The organism is Meiothermus cerbereus (genome assembly GCF_051297115.1).
GTDB lineage: Bacteria > Deinococcota > Deinococci > Deinococcales > Thermaceae > Meiothermus > Meiothermus cerbereus_A.
Window position 1 is genome coordinate 1 of sequence record NZ_JBEVAL010000055.1, and the last position, 17,957, is coordinate 17,957.

Here is a 17,957-nt window from a genome sequence, read left to right on the forward strand (position 1 = left end):
CTCCACCAATCCCATGCCCCTCTATCGCTGGCTTAGTGGATGTATATGATAAAAGCCTGCAACTTTACTTGACAGGCCTTCACCACCAATGTCACAATACTACTGAGAAGGCCCCCTCTAGGCTTCTAGCCTCATGAGGGGGACGTTTTTATGCAAGGCAAACCTTCGTATTCCAAACTCCCGCTCACAATTGAGCAGCAAATTGAACTACTGAAAAAGCGGGGAATGTCATTCAAAGACGAAGATAAAGCAAAGGCTGTTCTGAAGCGTATTCAGTACGCCCGGCTTCGCCCGTACTGGCACCCATTTGAGTTAGACCAAATCGAGCATAATTTTCAGGTGGGCACGACGTTCGAGCAAGTATTGCATCTTTATGAGTTCGACCGCAAGCTGCGTCTTTTTATCCTCGAGGCCATCGAACGGATTGAGGTTGTTCTAAGAACACAGTGGGCCTACCAAATGGCCATGAAGTACGGGCCGTTTGGATACCTGCAAAAAAATGTGTACCGGGACTCTGAACGCTATGCTCGTGACTTCAATCGGCTTCAGGAAGAATGGGAGCGTTCAAGGGATGAGGATCCGGTTTTTCTGAACTTCCAAGTGAAGTACCAAGAGTCACTACCCCCGGTCTGGCTGGCCTGCGAGGTGATGTCTTTTGGAAACCTAAGCCGGTGGTTTTCCAACCTTGGGGACGATGAGGTATCCAAGGCCATCGCTGCCTTGTTTGGCTTGCCCCACAGCTACCTCAAAGGGGCCACCCGGCATCTGGTAGCGGTTCGCAACTATGCCGCCCACCATGCCCGGGTGTGGGATCGAGTTTTCAGCGTAAACACGCTACCCGAGTTGCGCGAAAAACCGCCTGAGCTTCGGAAAAGCCTCGAGCCAAACCCACACCCCCAAAAGATCTACCGGACGCTGACCTTGCTGATGTACCTCATGCCAAGATTGGTTCCCGATAGCAACTGGGGGGCAGAGCTCAAAAAGCTACTTTCCCAGCAAACACATCTCCAGCGGATGGGGTTTCCCGACGATTACCAAATCCGCCCCGTTTGGCAGCCATGACCCTACAATCTACTTTTAGGTTCAATCTCAAGAGTGGCGCTTCTTTCAGTGCTTGACCATAATATGCCGGGCCACAGTGTAGTCTTCCAGGGCGTAGATGCTCATATCCTTGCCATAGCCCGACTGCTTTAAGCCTCCGTGGGGCATCTCGTTGACCAGCATAAAGTGGGTGTTGATCCAGGTGCAGCCGTACTGCAGGCGGCTGGCAATACGCATGGCCTTGCCCACATCCTGCGTCCAGACCGAGCTGGCCAGGCCGTAGTCGGAGTCGTTGGCCCAGGCAATGGCCTCCTCGGGGTCGGAGAAACGGGTCACCGAGACCACCGGGCCAAACACCTCGCGCCGCACTATCTCGTCGGACTGCAGGGCCCCCGCCACCACCGTGGGCTCGTAGAAGAAGCCCCGGCCCTCCACAGGGTGTCCGCCTGCGGTGATCTCGATGTGCTTCTGCATCTTGGCCCGCTCCACAAAGCTGGACACCCGCGCCCGTTGCCGCTCGGTAATCAGGGGGCCCATCTCCACCCCTTCGTCGGTCTGGGCGCCCACCTTGATGGACTTAACCGCGTCCGATAGCTCGGCCACGAACTTGTCGTAGATTTTCTTGCCGGCGTACACCCGGCAGGCCGCGGTGCAGTCCTGGCCGGCGTTGTAGTAGCCGAAAATTTTGATACCCTGCACGGCGGCCTCGAGGTCGGCGTCGTCCATCACGATCACCGGGGCCTTGCCCCCCAGCTCGAGGTGGGTGCGCTTGAGGCTTCCTGCGGCCGCCTCGAGCACCCGCTTGCCGGTAGCCACATCGCCCGTGAGCGAGATCATCCGCACCCCGGGCTGGTGGATGAGCGAGGAACCCACCGTCTCGCCCACCCCGGTAATCACGTTGACCACCCCAGGCGGGAAGATTTCGGCCAGAAACTCCGCCAGCTTGAGGGTGGTCAGGGGGGTCTGCTCGCTGGGCTTGAGCACCACGGTGTTGCCCGCAGCCAGGGCCGGGGCCAGCTTCCAGGCCGCCATCATCAGGGGGTAGTTCCAGGGCGCAATGCTCGCCACCACCCCCACCGGGTCCCGGCGGATCATGCTGGTATGTCCGGCCAGGTACTCGCCCGCCAGAGCCCCGGTCATCGAGCGCACCGCCCCCGCAAAAAAGCGGAAGCAGTCCGAAATGACCGGTATTTCGTCGTTCAGCACGGCCAGGTAGGGTTTGCCGCAGTTGAGCGACTCCAGCCGGGCCAGCTCCTCGGCGTGTTCGTCGATTTTGTCGGCCAGTTTCAAGAGCATCAGCGAACGGTCTTTGGGGGTGGTTTGCGACCAGGCCTCAAAGGCCTTGTCCGCAGCCGCAACCGCCTGCTTGACCTGCTCCACCGAGGCCTCGGGCAGCTTCAAGAGCACCTCGCCGGTGGCCGGGTTAAGGATGTCCAGTGGGGTGCTCTCCCCGGCCACAAACTCGCCGCCTATTAGCATCTTGTCCTGCGTTATGCGTGTTTTTACCATACCAGCTTCCTCGCTTCCGCTTTTGGGCCTTGCTGGCCCTACAGCTTTATCCTGTTTTGCCTCCCCCGTGCAGGTCGTCGGTGTCGCGGGTAAGCCACTGGGCCAGCACGATGGGCAAAAAGGTGATGAGCATCACGAAGACCGCCACCACGTTGGTGATGGGCCGCTCACGGGGCCGAAACAGTTCGTTCAAAAACCAGATGGGCAGGGTCTTCTGGTCGGCGGCGGTAAAGGTAGTCACGATCACCTCGTCGAAGGAGAGGGCAAACGAGAGCATCCCACCCGCCAGCAAGGCCGTAGCGATGCTGGGCAGCACCACCCAGCGCCAGGTGGCAAACCAGTCCGCGCCCAGGTCCATCGAGGCCTCGAGCTGGGAGTAACCCGTGCGGCGGAAGCGGGCCACCACGTTGTTGTAGACCGTCACGATGCAGAAGGTGGCGTGCCCAATCACGATGGTCCAGAAGCCGGGCTCGAGCGCCAGCCGCTTAAAGGTGGTGAGCAGGGCGATGCCGGTCAGGATGCCCGGCAGGGCGATGGGCAGAATCAGCAGCACGGTGATGACGTCCTTGCCCAAAAACTGAAAGCGGTACATGGCCGCCGCCACCATCGTCCCCAGCACCAGGGCAATGGCCGTAGCCATCGCGGCCACCTGCAACGACAGCCAGAGGGCGGCCCACATGTCCTGCCGTTGAAAGGCCTCGCCAAACCAGCGCAGGGTCAGGCCGGGGGGCGGAAACTGGTAGGTGCGGTCTTCGGTGGTCAGGGCATACAGCACAATAATCACGATGGGGAAGTGCAAAAAAAGCATCCCCAGGTAGAAGGCAAGGCGCAGGCCCCACGAGGGCTTACCCGGCATTGGCCTCACCCCCACCCCACAGGCCGGCTGCACCGGCAGGTACAGGGCTCAAACGATGCTCGAGGCCTTTACAGCGCATTGAAGGCCCCCAGTCGCCGCACAATCAGCAGGTAAATGGCGATGATCACCACCGGCACCACCGAGAAGGCCGCCGCCAGCGGAAGGTTGCCCGCGGTGCCCTGCTGCACGTAAACCATCTGTCCGATAAAAAAGCCCGGCTGACCCACCACCTGCGGGATGATGTAGTCGCCTAGCGTCAGCGAAAAGGTAAAAATGGAACCCGCTGCCACCCCCGGAATAGCCAGCGGCCAGATGACCTTGCGAAAGGTCTGGCTGGGCCTGGCCCCCAGGTCGGACGAGGCCTGGATGAGCGAACGGGGGACGCGCTCGAGGGCCGCGATGATGGGCAGAATCATGTAGGGAAGCCAGATGTAGGTGAAGACCAGAAACATGCCCAGATAGCTGTTGGAAAGGCTGGAACCCCCAATCACCGGCAGGCCCAGGATGCCCTGCAAAAGCCAGCCCAGCCCCAACAGGTTGAAAAACCAGCTCATTACCCCTTCGCCTGCCAGAATCAGGCGCCAGGCATAGACCTTGATCAGGTAGCTCGACCAGAGCGGCAGCAGCACCATCAGGTACCAGAAGGTTCTGGCGCTACCCTGGGTATAAAAGGCGATGTAGTAGGCAACCGGGAAGCCAATCGCCACGCAGGCCAGGGTAACGGCCAGGGCCATCAGGGTGGTACGCAGCACGATGTCGATGTTGGCCGGGGAACTAAAGAGCTGCTGAAAGGCCGAGAGGGAAAAGCGGTACTCCACCTGGCCGGTAAAGTCGTTGAGGGAGTAGAAGCTATAGAGCATCAGGTTGAAGAGCGAACCCAGGTAGATAATGCCCAGCCACAGCAACGGCGGAATCAGCAAAAGCAAAAGCAGCAGCAGCGGGCGCACATACAGTGCGTCGGAAAGGCGGCGGCGCAGGGTCATGCCCCCTCCTGCAAGGGTCGCAGCGCGCTGCTTTCCCAGCGCAGGGTAACGGCGCTGCCTATCTGCAAACCCTGCTGCTCCGAGGAGGTAACCGCGGTAAGGCGCTCGCTGCCGACCTGGACTTCGTAGCGGGTCTGGGCGCCCAGGTAATGGATGTCCAGCAAGGTGCCGCACAGGCTGTTGGGCCCGTCGTGGCTTCCCGCCTGGATGGCAATGCGCTCGGGGCGCAGGGCGAAGCTGCCCTTGCCCAGGCCAAGCAGGCGGCCCTCGAGCACATTGGCGCTCCCCACAAAGCGGGCCACGAACTCCGTTCTGGGGTATTCGTAGAGGGTTTTGGGGCTGTCGAGTTGCTCGATTTTGCCGTGGTTGAACACCGCCACCCGATCCGACATGGAAAGCGCTTCGCCCTGGTCGTGGGTCACGTAGATGAAGGTGATGCCGAGCTGGCGCTGCAGGGCCTTCAGCTCGATCTGCATCTCCTCGCGCAGTTTCAAGTCCAGCGCACCCAGGGGCTCGTCCAGCAGCAGGAGCTTGGGCCGGTTGATGAGGGCGCGGGCCAGGGCCACGCGCTGGCGCTGCCCGCCGGAAAGCTGCCCAGGCCGCCGATCCCCCAGCCCCGAGAGCTTGACCATTTCCAGCATCTCCTCGGCCCGCCGGTGGCGCTCAGGCCTGGGAACCCCCCGCACCATCAGGGCATAGGCCACGTTGTCGCGCACGTTCATGTGGGGAAAAAGCGCATAGTCCTGAAACACGGTGTTAACGTCGCGGGCGTAGGGCGGCAGCTTGGAAGCGTCCTGCCCAAACAGCACAATCCGCCCCGAGGTGGGCTGCTCAAAGCCGCCAATCAGGCGCAAGCAGGTGGTCTTGCCCGAGCCCGACGGCCCCAGCATGGAGAAAAACTCCCCAGGCAAGATTTCCAGATCCACCCCATCCACGGCCTTCACCGGGCCGAAGTAACACGACACCTCGCGCATCACCACCGCAGCCTGGGCAGATTGGGTTTGGGGTTCTTTCAGCATTGGTACCATCGTAGCGAGGTTGCTGCCGTAGCGAGGTTGCTGCGGGTTCGGGGTAGGGGGGCCTGGCAGACCTCCTACCCCAGATGGCCTCGAGCCAATCGTCTCAGGGTGCCTCAGCGACCCCCCTGGATTGCGATGTAGTCGCTCACCCAGCGGCTATAAGGCACGCACTGGTTGTTCTGGGTGCGGCACTGGACGGTGGGGGTGCGCCAGAAGAAAATCTTGTCGAAGTCGTTGAAGCCCTGGTTCTTGCAGCCATCGGCAGGCAGCAAGGAGCCGGGGGTGTTGCAGGCCGCCGGCACCACCGGGTTGGAGCCAAACCAGCCCGCAATGTCGGCCTGCACCTTGTTGGTGAGCTGCCAGTTGAGCCAGCGGTAGGCGCAGTTGGAGTTCTTGGAGTTGGCCGCCAGCATGGTGGTATCGGCCCAGCCGGTAGCCCCTTCCTTAGGCACCACCCAGTCAACGGGTCGCTTGTTGGCCTTGAGGGTGTTCACCTGGAAGATCCAGGTGGTCGAGGCCACCACCCCTTCGTTGGTGAAGTCCTGCACCTGGGCGTTGGCGTCACTCCAGTAGCGCTGGAGGAGGGTTCGCTGCTGGCGCAACAGCTTGAGCACCTCCTGGTACTGCCGTTCGTTGAGTTCGTAGGGGTCTTTGATACCAAGCTCGGGCCGGGTGCGCATCAGGTAGAGCGCGGCATCGGCCACATAGATGGGCCCGTAGTAGGCCTGGATGCGGCCTTTGTTGCTTTTGCCGTCGGGCAGGATAATCTCCTCGAACACCACCTTCCAGCTATCCGGTGGGGTCTTGAAGACGTTGGTGTTGTAGGCCAGCACGTTCACGCCGAACTGGTAGGGCACCCCGTAACGCACCCCGTTCACCACATACCAGGGCGCGTTGAGCAAGCGCCGATCCAGGTTGCGGGTGTTGGGAATCAGGTTCCAGTTGACCGGGGCTACCACATTGCCGGCAATCAGGCGCTGGGTGGCATCGCCCGAGGCGGTCACAAGGTCGTAGCCGCCCTGGTTCATCAGGCGCACGGCCTCGTCCGAGCTACTGAACACCTTGACCGTAACCTTACAGCCGGTCTCTTTTTCGAAGCCCGTGACCCAGTCGGCGCTCTTGTCGGTAGAGCCGTTTTCCACATAGCCCGGCCAGGCCAGGATGTTGAGCTGGCCCTCGCTGGGCCCCAACGACTGCTTGGCCCGGCTGGCCGGAAGCTGTGCCACCGCCAGACCCGCGACCGCCGCCAAACCCACCACTGCCAAGAACCATCGTGTTCTCATGCTCCCTCCTCCACCAGCTACGACAGCCCCATAGGCTTAGCCCTACCGACAAGACGACGCCAGCTGTCGAACTGCCCCCTACGATAAAGCCCCTGGGAGGCAGCGCACAAGAAACCTGAGGATATAGGAGGTATCGGAAAAACAGATTGGGAATCGGGGCTACTCCCCGACGCTCAACAAGTCGCTGTAGCCCATGCCGTAGGTCTGCACCCGGCTGTGTTCCCCTACCACCACCAAAAACTGCCGGGCCGCCTCGCTCAGCGGGCTGCCCCGGCGCCAGGCCACGCCAATCTCTAAGCGGGGTAAGTCCTCCTGCAGGGGCCGCGACTCCAGCCGGTCGCCCTCCAGGCTCCAGGGCCTATACATCAGGTTGGGCAGCACCGCCACACCAATGCCCAGCGCCACCAGGCTGCGCATGGCCTCGATGGAGTCGGTGCGCACCGCTACCCGGGGAAAACCGCTCGAGCGGTAGATCTGCTGGGTGACCTCCTCGAGCTCGTCGTTCTTCAGGTACAAAAAGCGCTCGTCCCGCAAATCCCCCAGCGACACCGCCTCTTGCTGCACCAGCGGGTGGTTGGTGGGCAGCCAGACCCGCCAGGGGGCCCGCAGCAGGGTGCGGGTCTCGAGGGCCTGCTTATCCACCATCGAGACGTTCATCACCGCCACGTCGAGCTCGCCATTGATCAGCAGGTGTTCGATGTAACCCCGGCGGTCTTCCACCACGGCCACCTGAATGCCCGGAAACACCCGCTCGAAGCGGTCCAGCAGGTAGGGCAGGTAGTAGGCCGTTACCAGGCTGGTCACGCCCAGGTTAAGCTGCCCGGAGGTGGCATCGGGACGCTCGCGGATGGCCTGCTCGGCGTTGCGTAGCGCGGCCAGCACCTCGTGGGCGTGGCGCAAAAACTGATGCCCGGCGTGGGTCAGCATCATGCCCCTGGCATGGCGGGTAAAAAGCTCGGCCCCCAGGGTGTCTTCTAGCTTTTTGATGGCCTCCGTGACCACCGACTGGGTCACGTTGAGCGAGGTGAGGGCTTTGGAAATCGAGCCCGACTCCGCCACCGCAATGAAGTAGATCAGCTGCTTGAGGGATATTTGCACCAAGGACTCCTATCGGCAGAACCGATGCTTCAAGTGTAGCGGCCCCGGTCAAGGCTTTCCAGCGGTGGAGCAAAATGGAGGCCAGCCCGACGGGTTGGGATGCCCTGCTGGCGGTAGACCCGCTGCCGTGACGGGCGAAGCTATACCCCAGAACCCAGCACCGCCAAAGACCTGGCCTCCGCGCCCGGCCCGGTTGCTGGAAATTGCAAGACAGCTCCCACAAAGCGCCCGGCGGGGCCAGAGTATGCTAGAGGAACTATGGTCAAAGATTTTGAATTTCCCAGCCTGGCCTACCTGGGCGGCAAGTGGCACAAAACCCCCAAAACCTTTCCGGTCAAAAGCCCCTACAGCGGCAACCTGGTGGCCGAGGTCTCCGATTGCGGCGAGGCCGAGGCCAGAATGGCCGCCGACGCAGCGGTGGCAGCCTTTAAGGAATGGAAAAAGCTGACCGGCTTTGAGCGGGGCAAGATTTTACGCAAGTGGAACGACCTGCTGGTTGCTCACCAGGAGGAGTTGGGGCGCCTGACCGCACTGGAGATGGGCAAGCCCATCACCGAGGCCAAAGGGGAGGTGTTGTACGCGGCCAGCTTCGTGGAGTGGTGCGCCGAGGAAGCCACCCGTGTAAACGGGGAGCTTATTCACTCACGCTTCCCCAACAAGCGCCAGATGGCCGTGTACGAGCCAGTCGGGCCAGTGTACGCCGTCACGCCCTGGAACTTCCCCACCAGCATGATCACCCGCAAGGCCGCGCCCGCGCTGGCCGCCGGCTGCAGCATCATCGTCAAACCCGCCGAGCAAACCCCGCTCTGTGCGCTGTACCTGGCCAAGCTCTGGGAAGAAGCCGGAGGGCCCGCCGGAACCCTGCAGGTGCTGCCCGCCTCCGACCCGGTGCCGGTCTCGAGGGTCCTGATGGAGGACATGCGCATCCGCAAGATCACCTTTACCGGCTCTACGCCGGTGGGCAAAATTCTTTACCGTCAGGGGGCCGATACCCTCAAGCGGGTCTCGCTCGAGCTCGGCGGCAATGCCCCCTTCATCATCTTCGAGGACGCCGACATCGAAAAAGCGGTGCAGTTCACCCTGCTCTCCAAGTACCGCAACGCCGGCCAGACCTGTGTAACCACCAACCGCATCTATGTGCACAAGAAGCTCGAGGCCGACTACGCCGGGGCACTGGCCGAGGCGGTGAGCCAGCTCAAGGTGGGCGACCCCCTGGATCCCAGCACCAACGTGGGGCCACTGGTCGAACAGCAAGGGCTGGATAAAGTGGTCTCGCACGTGCAGGACGCTCTTGCCAGAGGCGCTCAAGTGGTCGCGGGCGGCAAGCCCCTGGGCGGGCTTTTGTACGCCCCTACGGTCCTCACCGGCATCCAGCCGGGCATGCGCATCCTGGAAGAGGAAACCTTTGGGCCGGTAGCCCCCCTGATGCCCTTCGAGGACGAAGAACAGGCCATCGCCTGGGCCAACAACACCGACTATGGCCTGGCCGCCTACATCTGGACTAAAGACCTTTCCCGCGCCTTCCGGGTGGCCGAAGCGCTCGAGTACGGCATTGTGGGCGTAAACGACCCCGTCCCCAGCGCGATGGGCTCCAACCTGCCCTTCGGCGGCTACAAAAACTCTGGCCTGGGCCGCGAGGGTGGGCACTGGGGCATGGAGGAGTTCCTCGAGACCAAGCTCATCTCGTTCCTGCTGCCCTAGACCTCGAGCTGAACCGGGCTACCGCGCCTCCAGCAAACAGGCAGACACCCCGAGATGCGTATCTCTAAAGCCGGTATCCGAACAAAAGCAGCTATAGAATGAAGGCATGGAAATTGTAGGCGTTCGTGGCGCTCCCCAAAAAACCCTTCTGGCCCTCAAGGAGGCCCTCAAGGGCGTCGACTTTCCCGAGGCCGCGGTTACGTACATCACCGACTGGCAGGACCAGCGGGCCAGTGCTCGCTTTGCCCTCCTGGTACGACAGGGCAAACACCACATCCTGAGCCTGGATGCTTTTGGTCCTCGCTTTGGGGCCGCAGGCGATGCGGCGCTCAGAGAAATTACCCTCTGGTTTATCGAGCGGGGCGTGACCGACTTTAAGGAGGCGGTGGTTGCCCCTTCCGAATACGCGGCGCTCTTTGAGCTCGACGATGAGGAAGCCCTCAAGCAGGTTGCTGCCAGTGCCAATCCCACCGACCCCATGCTCTACATCAAACGGGAATTCACCAGCCGAACCTGAGGCCGAGCATCAAACGTTGAAGCCAAACATCCGCATCTGGCGCTTGCCGTCTTCGGTCATGCGGGCGGGTGTCCAGGGTGGGGTCCAGACAAAGTCTACGTTTACAGCATTAACGCCTTCCAAACGCATCACGGCGATTTCGGCATCGGCTTTGACAATATCCTGCGCGGGACAGCCAATGGAGGTCAGGGTCATGGTGATGTCCACCACGCCCCCTTCCTTGACTTCGGCGTCGTAAACCAGGCCCAGATCCACCACGTTAACCGGAATCTCCGGGTCACGCACAACCTTAAGGGCTTCCAAAATCTGTTCTTTGGTGGGCAGTGTGGTCTCGCTCATGACCCCCATGGTACTTTAGGCCGGACATTCACACCCTGCTGTATCGCACTCTTCACAGACGTCGTCTCCCATCCAGAACTCAACTGTGCTGTGTAGGAACGGCAATCAAGTTGATGAGAAGCTCAAGGATTATGAAGAGTGCTCTAGGTTGCAAAAAAGAGCGGGCCTGCGCCCGCTCTGCCAAATCAATCATCGCTCACATAAAGCGCTTGCGCCGACGGTAGCTCTTCACATCCTTGAAGCTCTTGCGTCCCCCCGATTTAGCCACCCCCAGATAAAACTCCTTCACATCGGGGTTGGTTTCCAGGTATTCTTTGGTACCCTCCAGGGCAATCCGCCCCGACTCCATGATGTAGCCATAGTGGGCCACCGAGAGGGCCACCCGGGCGTTCTGCTCCACCACCAGCACCGTCACGCCTTCCTCGGCATTGATCTGGGCCACAATATCGAAAATCTCCCGCACCAGCAGGGGGGCCAGCCCCAGGCTGGGCTCGTCCAGCAGCAAAAGGCGCGGGCTGGCCAGCAGGGCCCGCCCAATAGCCAGCATCTGCTGTTCGCCGCCCGAGCAGTAGCCCGCCAGGCGATTTTTGATCAGGGCCAGTTTGGGGAAATAGTGGTAGATGCGCCCCAAGTCCTCCTTGACCTTAGCCCAGTCGCGCCGGGTGACCGAACCCACCCGTAGGTTTTCCTCCACCGTAAGGTGCTTAAAAACCCGCCGCCCCTCCGGCACCTGCACAATGCCCTTGAGCACAATCTGCTCCGGCAGCTTGTTGGCGATGTTCTCGCCCCGGTACAGGATAGAACCCGACACCACCCTGCCATCTTCGGGCACCAGCAACCCCGAAATGGCCCGCAGGGTGGTGGTCTTTCCGGCGCCATTGGGGCCCAGCAAGGCGGTAATGTGCCCTTCGGGCACCTTCAGCGACACCCCCCGCAACACCTGAATGATGTCCTTATACACCACCTCGATGTTGTTAACTTCCAGCAAAATGGGGCCCAGATCTTCAGGTTGCATATAGCCTCGCTCATCGCTTATAGCCAGTAGCCGATGGCCAAATTTTTCTCAGCTATCAGCTACTGGCCTCTGGCCTAGCTTTAGGGGTTTCTCACCTGGCGGAACAGCGTAGAGGTAAAGGGTTCGGTTACCGGAACAAACTTGCCGCCTCTAGCTTCCAGCACCCGCAGGCCCTCGGCTCCGGTCTGTTCGGTGCGGGTGAAGTCGATCTCGATGCCTGCCTTGGTAGAGACCGCAAAGCCAGGCTTAAAGGCGTTGGGGCCGTTCATACCGATTAGAGCCTGGTAAACGGTCTCGTTGTCAATGCGTCCATTAAAGCGCAAGGCAGCCCGCCGCATGGCCTCCACTGCAATGGCCGCCGCCAGCATTCCGGCGGTGTAGTTGGTGGAGTTGAGAATATCGGCGCTGCGGTTGTATTTGGCAGCCAGTTGCTTCTGCAGGCTGATGCCCGGGGTATTCTCGTCCAGGGTGTAGTAGCTGCTGGCCCACAAGTAGCCTTCGGCTGCATCACCTGCCAGACGAATCAGGTCTGAACCACCGGTATAGACTGCCCCCATCTGCTTGATCTTCTTATCCAGCCCCAAGCGCTTGGCATCCTTGAGGATGTTGGCTACCGGCCCGGCTACGTTTTGGTGGATGATGAACTCGACCCCGGCAGCATCCAGCGCGCGCAGCAGGGCGGTGTTGTCCAGGTTGCCCCCGCCCACTTCCCGCACGTCCACAATGCTCTGTCCAAGCCGCTGTGCTGCCCGGCGGGCATGATCCACCACGGCCCGCCCGAAGGGGCTGGGGTTCACCACCAGGGCAATTTTGGCGTTTTTGCTGGTTCGGTTGATGTATTCCATCAGCGCAACCACCTGCTCGGAGTAGCTGCTCACCGGCAGGAACATGTACTGGTTGTTGGGGGGTTCAATCAGGCCGATGTGTGCCGAGGCGGGAAGGGTGGGCATCTTCACTTCGTTGATAAGGGGCTTGAGTTGCAGCATGGCCCCGGTAGAGTAGCCCAGATACATCGCCGGCTTGGCCCGGTCCAGGGCCTCCTCAAAGATGCGCTGGGTGATAGGGTTCTGGTACTGGTCGTCCCGCACGGTGCAGTTAAGGGTGACGTTGGGGATCAGTTTTTGCTCGTTGGCATAGCGGCAGTAATCCTCGATACCCGCCCCATACGGCCCCCCCACGTCCGAGGTGGGCCCCGTCACGGCCCCCGACCACAGCAGGTTCACCGTGCGCCCCTGGGCCATGGCCAGTCCCAGGAATGCCACTGTTGCTAAAACAATCGCTCGCTTCATGATGCCTCCTCTATCTCAGCTGATCTCTTAACTTGGATTGCAACGCGCCTAACGCGGTGTTGCCTTGATTCTGACCAATTGGGTTTTGGTCCATCGGCCTCAATACTTGAAAGGCCAGGTTCGGAAATAACTTCGCAAAAGCCGCCACCAGTTGAATAGCCCTCTCGGTTCGAAGACCAGGAACAGCACAATCACCAGGCCAAAAGAAAGGGGCAGCAGGGCCGAGGCCACATCCACGCCCGCTGGGGTGATGCTCTGAATGAAGGCATTGGACTTCATCCATTCCGAAAGCCGTTCCACGTACAAGCGCAAAAACTCGATAAAGGCCGGGCCCAGTATGCTGCCCACCACCGTTCCCAGCCCGCCCACAATGGCCATGGCCAAAAGCGCCACCGAGCGGCCCAGGGTGAACTCTTCCACCACCACCGCCCGCTGCATATAGGCCAGCAAACCCCCGGCCACCCCCCCGTAGAAGGCCCCCAGGGCAAAGGCCATGAGCTTGGTGCGGCCCGGATCCATACCCATAGCGTCGGCGGCGCGGTCGTTGTCGCGCACGGCAATGAGTGCCCGGCCATACTTGCCCCGCAGCAGGTTGCGCCAAGCCATGATCATCAGCACCAGCACGAACAAAATCACGTAGTACCAGAAATAGTTGTGGTTACGGAAGCTAATTTCCAGGCCAAAAAAGTTGCGCATCTCCACCGGAATCGCCGCCCCTTGCGCCAGGGCCGGACTGCGCCCCACCACCCACACGAAAATCTCCTGGAAGGCCAGCGTCGCCAGCGCCAGGTAGAGGTGCTTGACCCGCAGGCTCGGAATTCCCACGATGAACCCGATGATGGCCGCTGCAAAGCCTCCCAGAGGAACCGTCAACCAGAAAGGCAGGCTGGGCGCGCTCAAGGCCACCGTGTAAGCACCCACCCCCATAAAAGCCGCCTGACCCACGCTAATCAGGCCAGCATAACCGGTGGTGATGTTGAGCCCCAGCACTGCGATGATGTAAATCAGAATGAAGTTGAGCACCAACACCTGCGAGCGCTCCAAGAACATCGGCAGGATACACAGGGCTATCAGCAGCAGCACCACCGAGACAATCTCGCGGTAGTTGGCGAAGATGGTGGTGTCCTGCACGTAGGAGGTGCGGTAGTTGCCGGTCTGGGCCCAGGGGTTACGCATAAAAACCCCCCAAAAGAGCGTGGAAAGTGGAAAGAGAAAAGAGCAAAGGAGAGCCCAGAGGCCCCTGCTTTCCTCTTTCTACTTTTCTCTTTGCTCGCTGTTCGTTCCTCATCACACCCTCTCAATCTCCTCGGTGCCAAACAACCCGTGGGGCTTGAACCACAACATGACCAGCAGTACCACAAAGGGCATCACATACTGCGAGCCACCCCCTACCAGTCCAATCTGGCTGAAAAACCCATCCAGATAGGCGGTAGAAAAGGACTGCAGGATACCTATGACGATACCCCCCACCACTGCTCCGGGGACCGAGTCCAAACCTCCCAGAATCACCGCCGGGAACACCGCCAGTCCGATGGCAATCAGGCCGTCCTGGTTCAAGCCCGACACCGTTCCTACCACAATGCCAGCAGCAGCAGCAGTAAGGCCCGCCACCGCCCAGGCCAGTGCAAAAACCCGCTGCACCGAGACCCCCACACTCATGGAGGCCATCTGATCGTCGGCCACCGCCCGCATCGAGACCCCCAGCACCGAGCGTTGGAAAAACCAGCCAAAAAGCAGCAAGAACACTACGGTAAAGCCAATCGCCAAAAGCTGTGGGTACGAGATGTTAATGGCCCCCAGGTTGAGCCCTCCCGCCGGCAAAAATGCCGGGAAGGTGAAATTGCCCGAACCAAAGGGGGTCAGGTACATCAGGCCGTCCAGCACACTGGCCAGACCAATGGTGACCATAATTACCGAGATAATCGGCTGCCCCACCATCCGGCGCAAAAACACCCGCTCTACCAGAAACCCCAGTCCAGCCGTTAGCAGCATGGACATCAGCGCCGCCAGCCATATGGGCAGCTTGACCCACACCGCCAGGGCATAGGCCATAAAAGCCCCAATGGCAATAAACTGACCGTTGGCAAAGTTGATCACCCGGCTGGACTTGTAAATCAGCACAAATCCCAGTGCAGCCAGGGCATATATGCAGCCTACGGCCACACCAGAGATGAGGTTTTGCACAAAGTCGATCACAGACTACGCCTCCTATGCACCTACCAGTTCGGTCTTGCCATTGGCCTCGAGCACCCTTACCTCTACCGAGACTTTTTGCACCGTGCCGTCCTGGTACTTGAACTCGGTGTCCACCTGCACTTTGTCGGCATGGCCGTAAAGCGCATCCACAAGGGGTTGATAGCGCTGCATAATGAACTTCCGGCGCACCTTGCCGGTACGGGTCAGCTCGTCGTCGTCGGCATCGAGCAGCTTGTAAAGCAGCACAAAGCGTTGGATGCGTAAGTGTTCAGGTAGCCCTTCGTTGACCGCCCTCACCTCCTTGCGAATGAGCTCGGCCACCTGCGGCTTTTGCGAGAGGTCGATGTAGGTGGTGTAGGCAATCCGGTTGTCCTCGGCCCATTTACCCACAGTCTGGGGATCTACATTGATGAAAGCGGTAAGGTAGGGCTTCTGGTCGCCAAATACCACCGCTTCTTTGATGTAGGGGCTGAACTTGAGCTTGTTCTCGATAAACTGCGGGCTGAACATCTGCTGGGTGCTGGTGTGCATCACGTCCGATACCCGGTCAATCACCACCAGGTGGCCCTCGGGCGTGAGGTAGCCGGCATCGCCGGTGTGCAGCCAGCCATCGGCAAAGGTTTCGGCAGTGGCCTCGGGGTTCTGCCAGTAGCCCGCCACCACTGCGTCGGATCTACACAGAATTTCGCCGCGCTCGCTGATTTTTACCTCGCCCCCCGGAATCGGTACCCCCACCGTATCGGTCCGCACGTCGCCGTCGCGGTGCACAAAGGCAATCCCGATAATCTCGGTCTGGCCGTAGATTTGCTTGAGGTTGACCCCAATGGCGTGGTAAAAGCGGAAGACATCCGGGCCGAGTGCAGCCCCGCCGGTGTAGGCCCGGCGCAGCCGCAAAAAGCCGAGCTGGTCGCGCAGGGGTTTGAACATGACCTGGTCGGCCAACCAGTAGGCCAGGCGCAACCCCAGGGGCATGGGTTTACCGCTCATGCGGTAGTCGGCGGCGCGGTAGCCGATTTTGAGCATCTGCTGGTAGGCCCAGCGGTTGAAGGCGTAGGTCTCGGAGATACGAACCCAGATCTGGCTCTGGGTGCCTTCCCAGACCCGGGGCGGGCTGAACATCACGTGTGGCCCAATCTCCTTGAGGTCGCTCATGGCGGTCTCTACCGACTCGGGCATGTTGACGGCAAACCCACCGGCCAGCGCCATGCCAACGGACATCATCTGCTCGCCAATCCAGGCGAAGGGCAGGAACGACAGATAGTCGTCGGTAGGCTTCAAGGGGTCGATCTCCTGCAAAGCCACCCCCATGTGCAGCAGGTTGCGGTGCATCAGCATGGCGGCCTTGGGTCTGCCGGTGGTGCCGGAGGTGAGGGAGAGGTGGCAGACATCCTCAGGCCGGCCCTGGGCGATGCGCTCCTCCACGGCCTGGGGATGCTTCTCCAGGTATGCTTCGCCCAGCCGCTCCACCTCTTCGAAGCCGATGATCCAGGGGTCGTCCTGGTAGGCCCGCATCCCCTTGGGGTCTTCGTAGATGACCTTGCGCACGCTGGGAATTTCGCTGCGGATTTCCAGGAGCTTGTCCACTTGCTCCTGGTTCTCGGCCACCACAAAGGCCGCCCCGGTATAGGAGAGCACATAGGCAATCTCGGGGGGCAGCGAAGACTGGTACACACCCACCGAGATCCCGCCGAGCGACTGGGTGGCAAGTTCGGCATAGAGCCACTCGGGGATGTTGTCGGCAATCACCGCCAGCCGCTCACCCTTCTCGAAGCCCAGCGCCAAAAGGCCCGCGGCAAAACGGGTTACGTGCCGGTAGTAGTCGGCAAAGGTGATCTCGTTCCAGATACCAAAGTCTTTCTCGCGGATAGCCACCTGTTTTGGCATCGCTTTGGCCCGCATCTGGAGGACTTGCGGGAGGGTGTATTTTTTGAGCTCGTAGCCAGAAGGCATCATGGGCAACCTCCAGGCAATGGATAAAGGCGAGAAAAGGGAAAAGGGGAAAGAGAAAAGTAAAGGCTTTTGAAGTCCCTTTTCTCCTTTCTCTTTCCGCTTTCCACGCCTCTCGCTTTATGCCACATGATCCACCCCCACATAGGCCTCCTGCACACGCGGGTTCTGGCTGACCTCCTCGGGCAGGCCCGAGGCAATCACCTGACCAAAATCCAGCACGTAGACCCGCTCGGAAATGTCCATCACCACGCCCAGGTCGTGCTCGATGAGGACGATGGTGGTACCGCGTTCGGCCCGGATGTCCAGGATAAAGCGCACCATATCTTCTTTTTCTTCCAGGGTCATGCCGGCCATGGGCTCGTCCAGCAGCAAGAGCTTGGGCGAGAGGGCCAGGGCCCGGGCCACCTCGACCCGCTTGCGCACCCCGTAGGGCAGGTCACCTACCAGGGCTTTGCGGTAGGGCTCGAGCTCCATGAAATCTATGATCTCTTCGCAGAAGCGGCGGTTCTCCACACCGACCCGCATGGCCCGGCCATAAATCAGGATGTTGTCCAGCAGGTTGTAGTGCCCAAAGGTGTGGCGGGCCATCAGCAGGTTTTCCAGCACCGACATGCCGGTGAATAGCTCGATGTTCTGAAAAGCCCGCGCGATGCCGTACTTGGTAACCTGGTGGGGCGAGGCGTGGGTCAGATCGTGGCCTTCAAAAGTGATTTTACCCGAACTGGGGTGGTAGAAACCCGAGATGCAGTTGAGCAGGCTGGTCTTGCCCGCACCGTTGGGCCCAATCACCGAGACCAGCTCGCCGTCGGCAACCTCGAGGGAGACCTCGCTAAGCGCCCTCACCCCGCCAAAGTTTAGTGATACACGTTCTACCTTAAGCTGCACCAGGCCTCCTGAAACTATGAAACGTCCCTAAGTACACGACAAAACCCCGAGTAGGCAAAAGCAGGCCGCTCCTGTAAGGTGTTTCTGCCTGAGACACGGTAAAGGAGCGGTTGCTTTGAATGATACTACTGTGATAGAGTTTTTGTCCCCGCACTGGCGAATCCACCGCCATCGGCTGGTGTTCATAGCCCAGCTGGTAGTGAGCCTGGTGCTGGTGCGGACCGTCAGCTGGAGCAGATTGACCAACGCCATAGACGGCCCTGGGGCGGGGGGATT

The 17,957-nt window shown here is 60.5% G+C and carries 16 protein-coding genes; 3 read left to right on the forward strand and 13 right to left on the reverse strand.

Features of this window, described 5'->3' with window-relative positions; genetic code table 11:
* Nucleotides 1-150: 150 nt before the first annotated feature.
* On the forward strand, nt 151-1,062 hold the full coding sequence (locus ABWU19_RS10885) for an Abi family protein (protein WP_435901709.1): 912 nt from the start codon (nt 151-153) through the stop codon (nt 1,060-1,062).
* 45 nt (nt 1,063-1,107) lie between these two features.
* On the opposite strand, the gene ABWU19_RS10890 is transcribed toward ABWU19_RS10885, so the two are convergent.
* The 6 genes from ABWU19_RS10890 to ABWU19_RS10915 all read right to left on the reverse strand — a co-directional run bounded on the left by ABWU19_RS10890 (nt 1,108) and on the right by ABWU19_RS10915 (nt 7,789).
* Nucleotides 1,108-2,550, reverse strand: coding sequence for a gamma-aminobutyraldehyde dehydrogenase (locus ABWU19_RS10890; RefSeq protein WP_435901710.1), 1,443 nt, complete (start codon nt 2,548-2,550; stop codon nt 1,108-1,110).
* A gap of 46 nt (nt 2,551-2,596) precedes the next feature.
* Nucleotides 2,597-3,406, reverse strand: coding sequence for an ABC transporter permease (locus ABWU19_RS10895; protein ID WP_435901711.1), 810 nt, complete (start codon nt 3,404-3,406; stop codon nt 2,597-2,599).
* Nucleotides 3,407-3,474: 68 nt separating this feature from the next.
* Entirely contained in the window at nt 3,475-4,389 is a 915-nt protein-coding gene (locus tag ABWU19_RS10900; RefSeq protein ID WP_435901712.1) for an ABC transporter permease, read from the reverse strand.
* Entirely contained in the window at nt 4,386-5,408 is a 1,023-nt protein-coding gene (locus ABWU19_RS10905; RefSeq protein ID WP_435901713.1) for an ABC transporter ATP-binding protein, read from the reverse strand. Before ABWU19_RS10905 ends, ABWU19_RS10900 begins: the two co-directional genes overlap by 4 nt.
* A gap of 113 nt (nt 5,409-5,521) precedes the next feature.
* Entirely contained in the window at nt 5,522-6,691 is a 1,170-nt protein-coding gene (locus ABWU19_RS10910; protein WP_435901714.1) for an ABC transporter substrate-binding protein, read from the reverse strand.
* Nucleotides 6,692-6,850: 159 nt separating this feature from the next.
* The gene (locus ABWU19_RS10915; RefSeq protein WP_435901715.1) at nt 6,851-7,789 is read right to left on the reverse strand and encodes a LysR family transcriptional regulator; all 939 of its coding nucleotides are present in this window, start codon (nt 7,787-7,789) and stop codon (nt 6,851-6,853) included.
* Between the two features lie 258 nt (nt 7,790-8,047).
* Between ABWU19_RS10915 and ABWU19_RS10920 the strand changes: the two genes are divergently transcribed.
* Together ABWU19_RS10920 and ABWU19_RS10925 are read left to right on the forward strand one after the other, a co-directional pair.
* The gene (locus ABWU19_RS10920) at nt 8,048-9,490 is read left to right on the forward strand and encodes an NAD-dependent succinate-semialdehyde dehydrogenase (protein ID WP_435901716.1); all 1,443 of its coding nucleotides are present in this window, start codon (nt 8,048-8,050) and stop codon (nt 9,488-9,490) included.
* A gap of 106 nt (nt 9,491-9,596) precedes the next feature.
* A complete protein-coding gene (locus ABWU19_RS10925) occupies nt 9,597-10,007 on the forward strand; it encodes a DUF3197 domain-containing protein (protein WP_435901717.1) in 411 nt (136 codons plus the stop codon).
* A gap of 9 nt (nt 10,008-10,016) precedes the next feature.
* On the opposite strand, the gene ABWU19_RS10930 is transcribed toward ABWU19_RS10925, so the two are convergent.
* The 7 genes from ABWU19_RS10930 to ABWU19_RS10960 all read right to left on the reverse strand — a co-directional run bounded on the left by ABWU19_RS10930 (nt 10,017) and on the right by ABWU19_RS10960 (nt 17,684).
* A complete protein-coding gene (locus tag ABWU19_RS10930) occupies nt 10,017-10,346 on the reverse strand; it encodes a metal-sulfur cluster assembly factor (RefSeq protein ID WP_027877047.1) in 330 nt (109 codons plus the stop codon).
* 196 nt (nt 10,347-10,542) lie between these two features.
* Nucleotides 10,543-11,361 carry an ABC transporter ATP-binding protein gene (locus ABWU19_RS10935; protein WP_435901718.1) on the reverse strand — a complete coding sequence of 273 codons (819 nt, stop codon included), beginning with the start codon at nt 11,359-11,361 and terminating at the stop codon, nt 10,543-10,545.
* A gap of 80 nt (nt 11,362-11,441) precedes the next feature.
* Nucleotides 11,442-12,650, reverse strand: a complete 1,209-nt coding sequence (locus ABWU19_RS10940) for an ABC transporter substrate-binding protein (protein WP_435901719.1) — start codon at nt 12,648-12,650, stop codon at nt 11,442-11,444.
* A gap of 99 nt (nt 12,651-12,749) precedes the next feature.
* On the reverse strand, nt 12,750-13,826 hold the full coding sequence (locus ABWU19_RS10945; RefSeq protein WP_435901720.1) for a branched-chain amino acid ABC transporter permease: 1,077 nt from the start codon (nt 13,824-13,826) through the stop codon (nt 12,750-12,752).
* A 111-nt stretch (nt 13,827-13,937) separates the two neighbouring features.
* Nucleotides 13,938-14,846 (reverse strand): branched-chain amino acid ABC transporter permease, encoded by a 909-nt coding sequence (locus tag ABWU19_RS10950; RefSeq protein ID WP_435901721.1) that lies wholly within the window; start codon nt 14,844-14,846, stop codon nt 13,938-13,940.
* Between the two features lie 12 nt (nt 14,847-14,858).
* Nucleotides 14,859-16,799, reverse strand: coding sequence for a long-chain fatty acid--CoA ligase (locus tag ABWU19_RS10955; protein WP_435901722.1), 1,941 nt, complete (start codon nt 16,797-16,799; stop codon nt 14,859-14,861).
* A gap of 114 nt (nt 16,800-16,913) precedes the next feature.
* Entirely contained in the window at nt 16,914-17,684 is a 771-nt protein-coding gene (locus ABWU19_RS10960) for an ABC transporter ATP-binding protein (RefSeq protein WP_435901723.1), read from the reverse strand.
* Nucleotides 17,685-17,957: the final 273 nt, after the last annotated feature.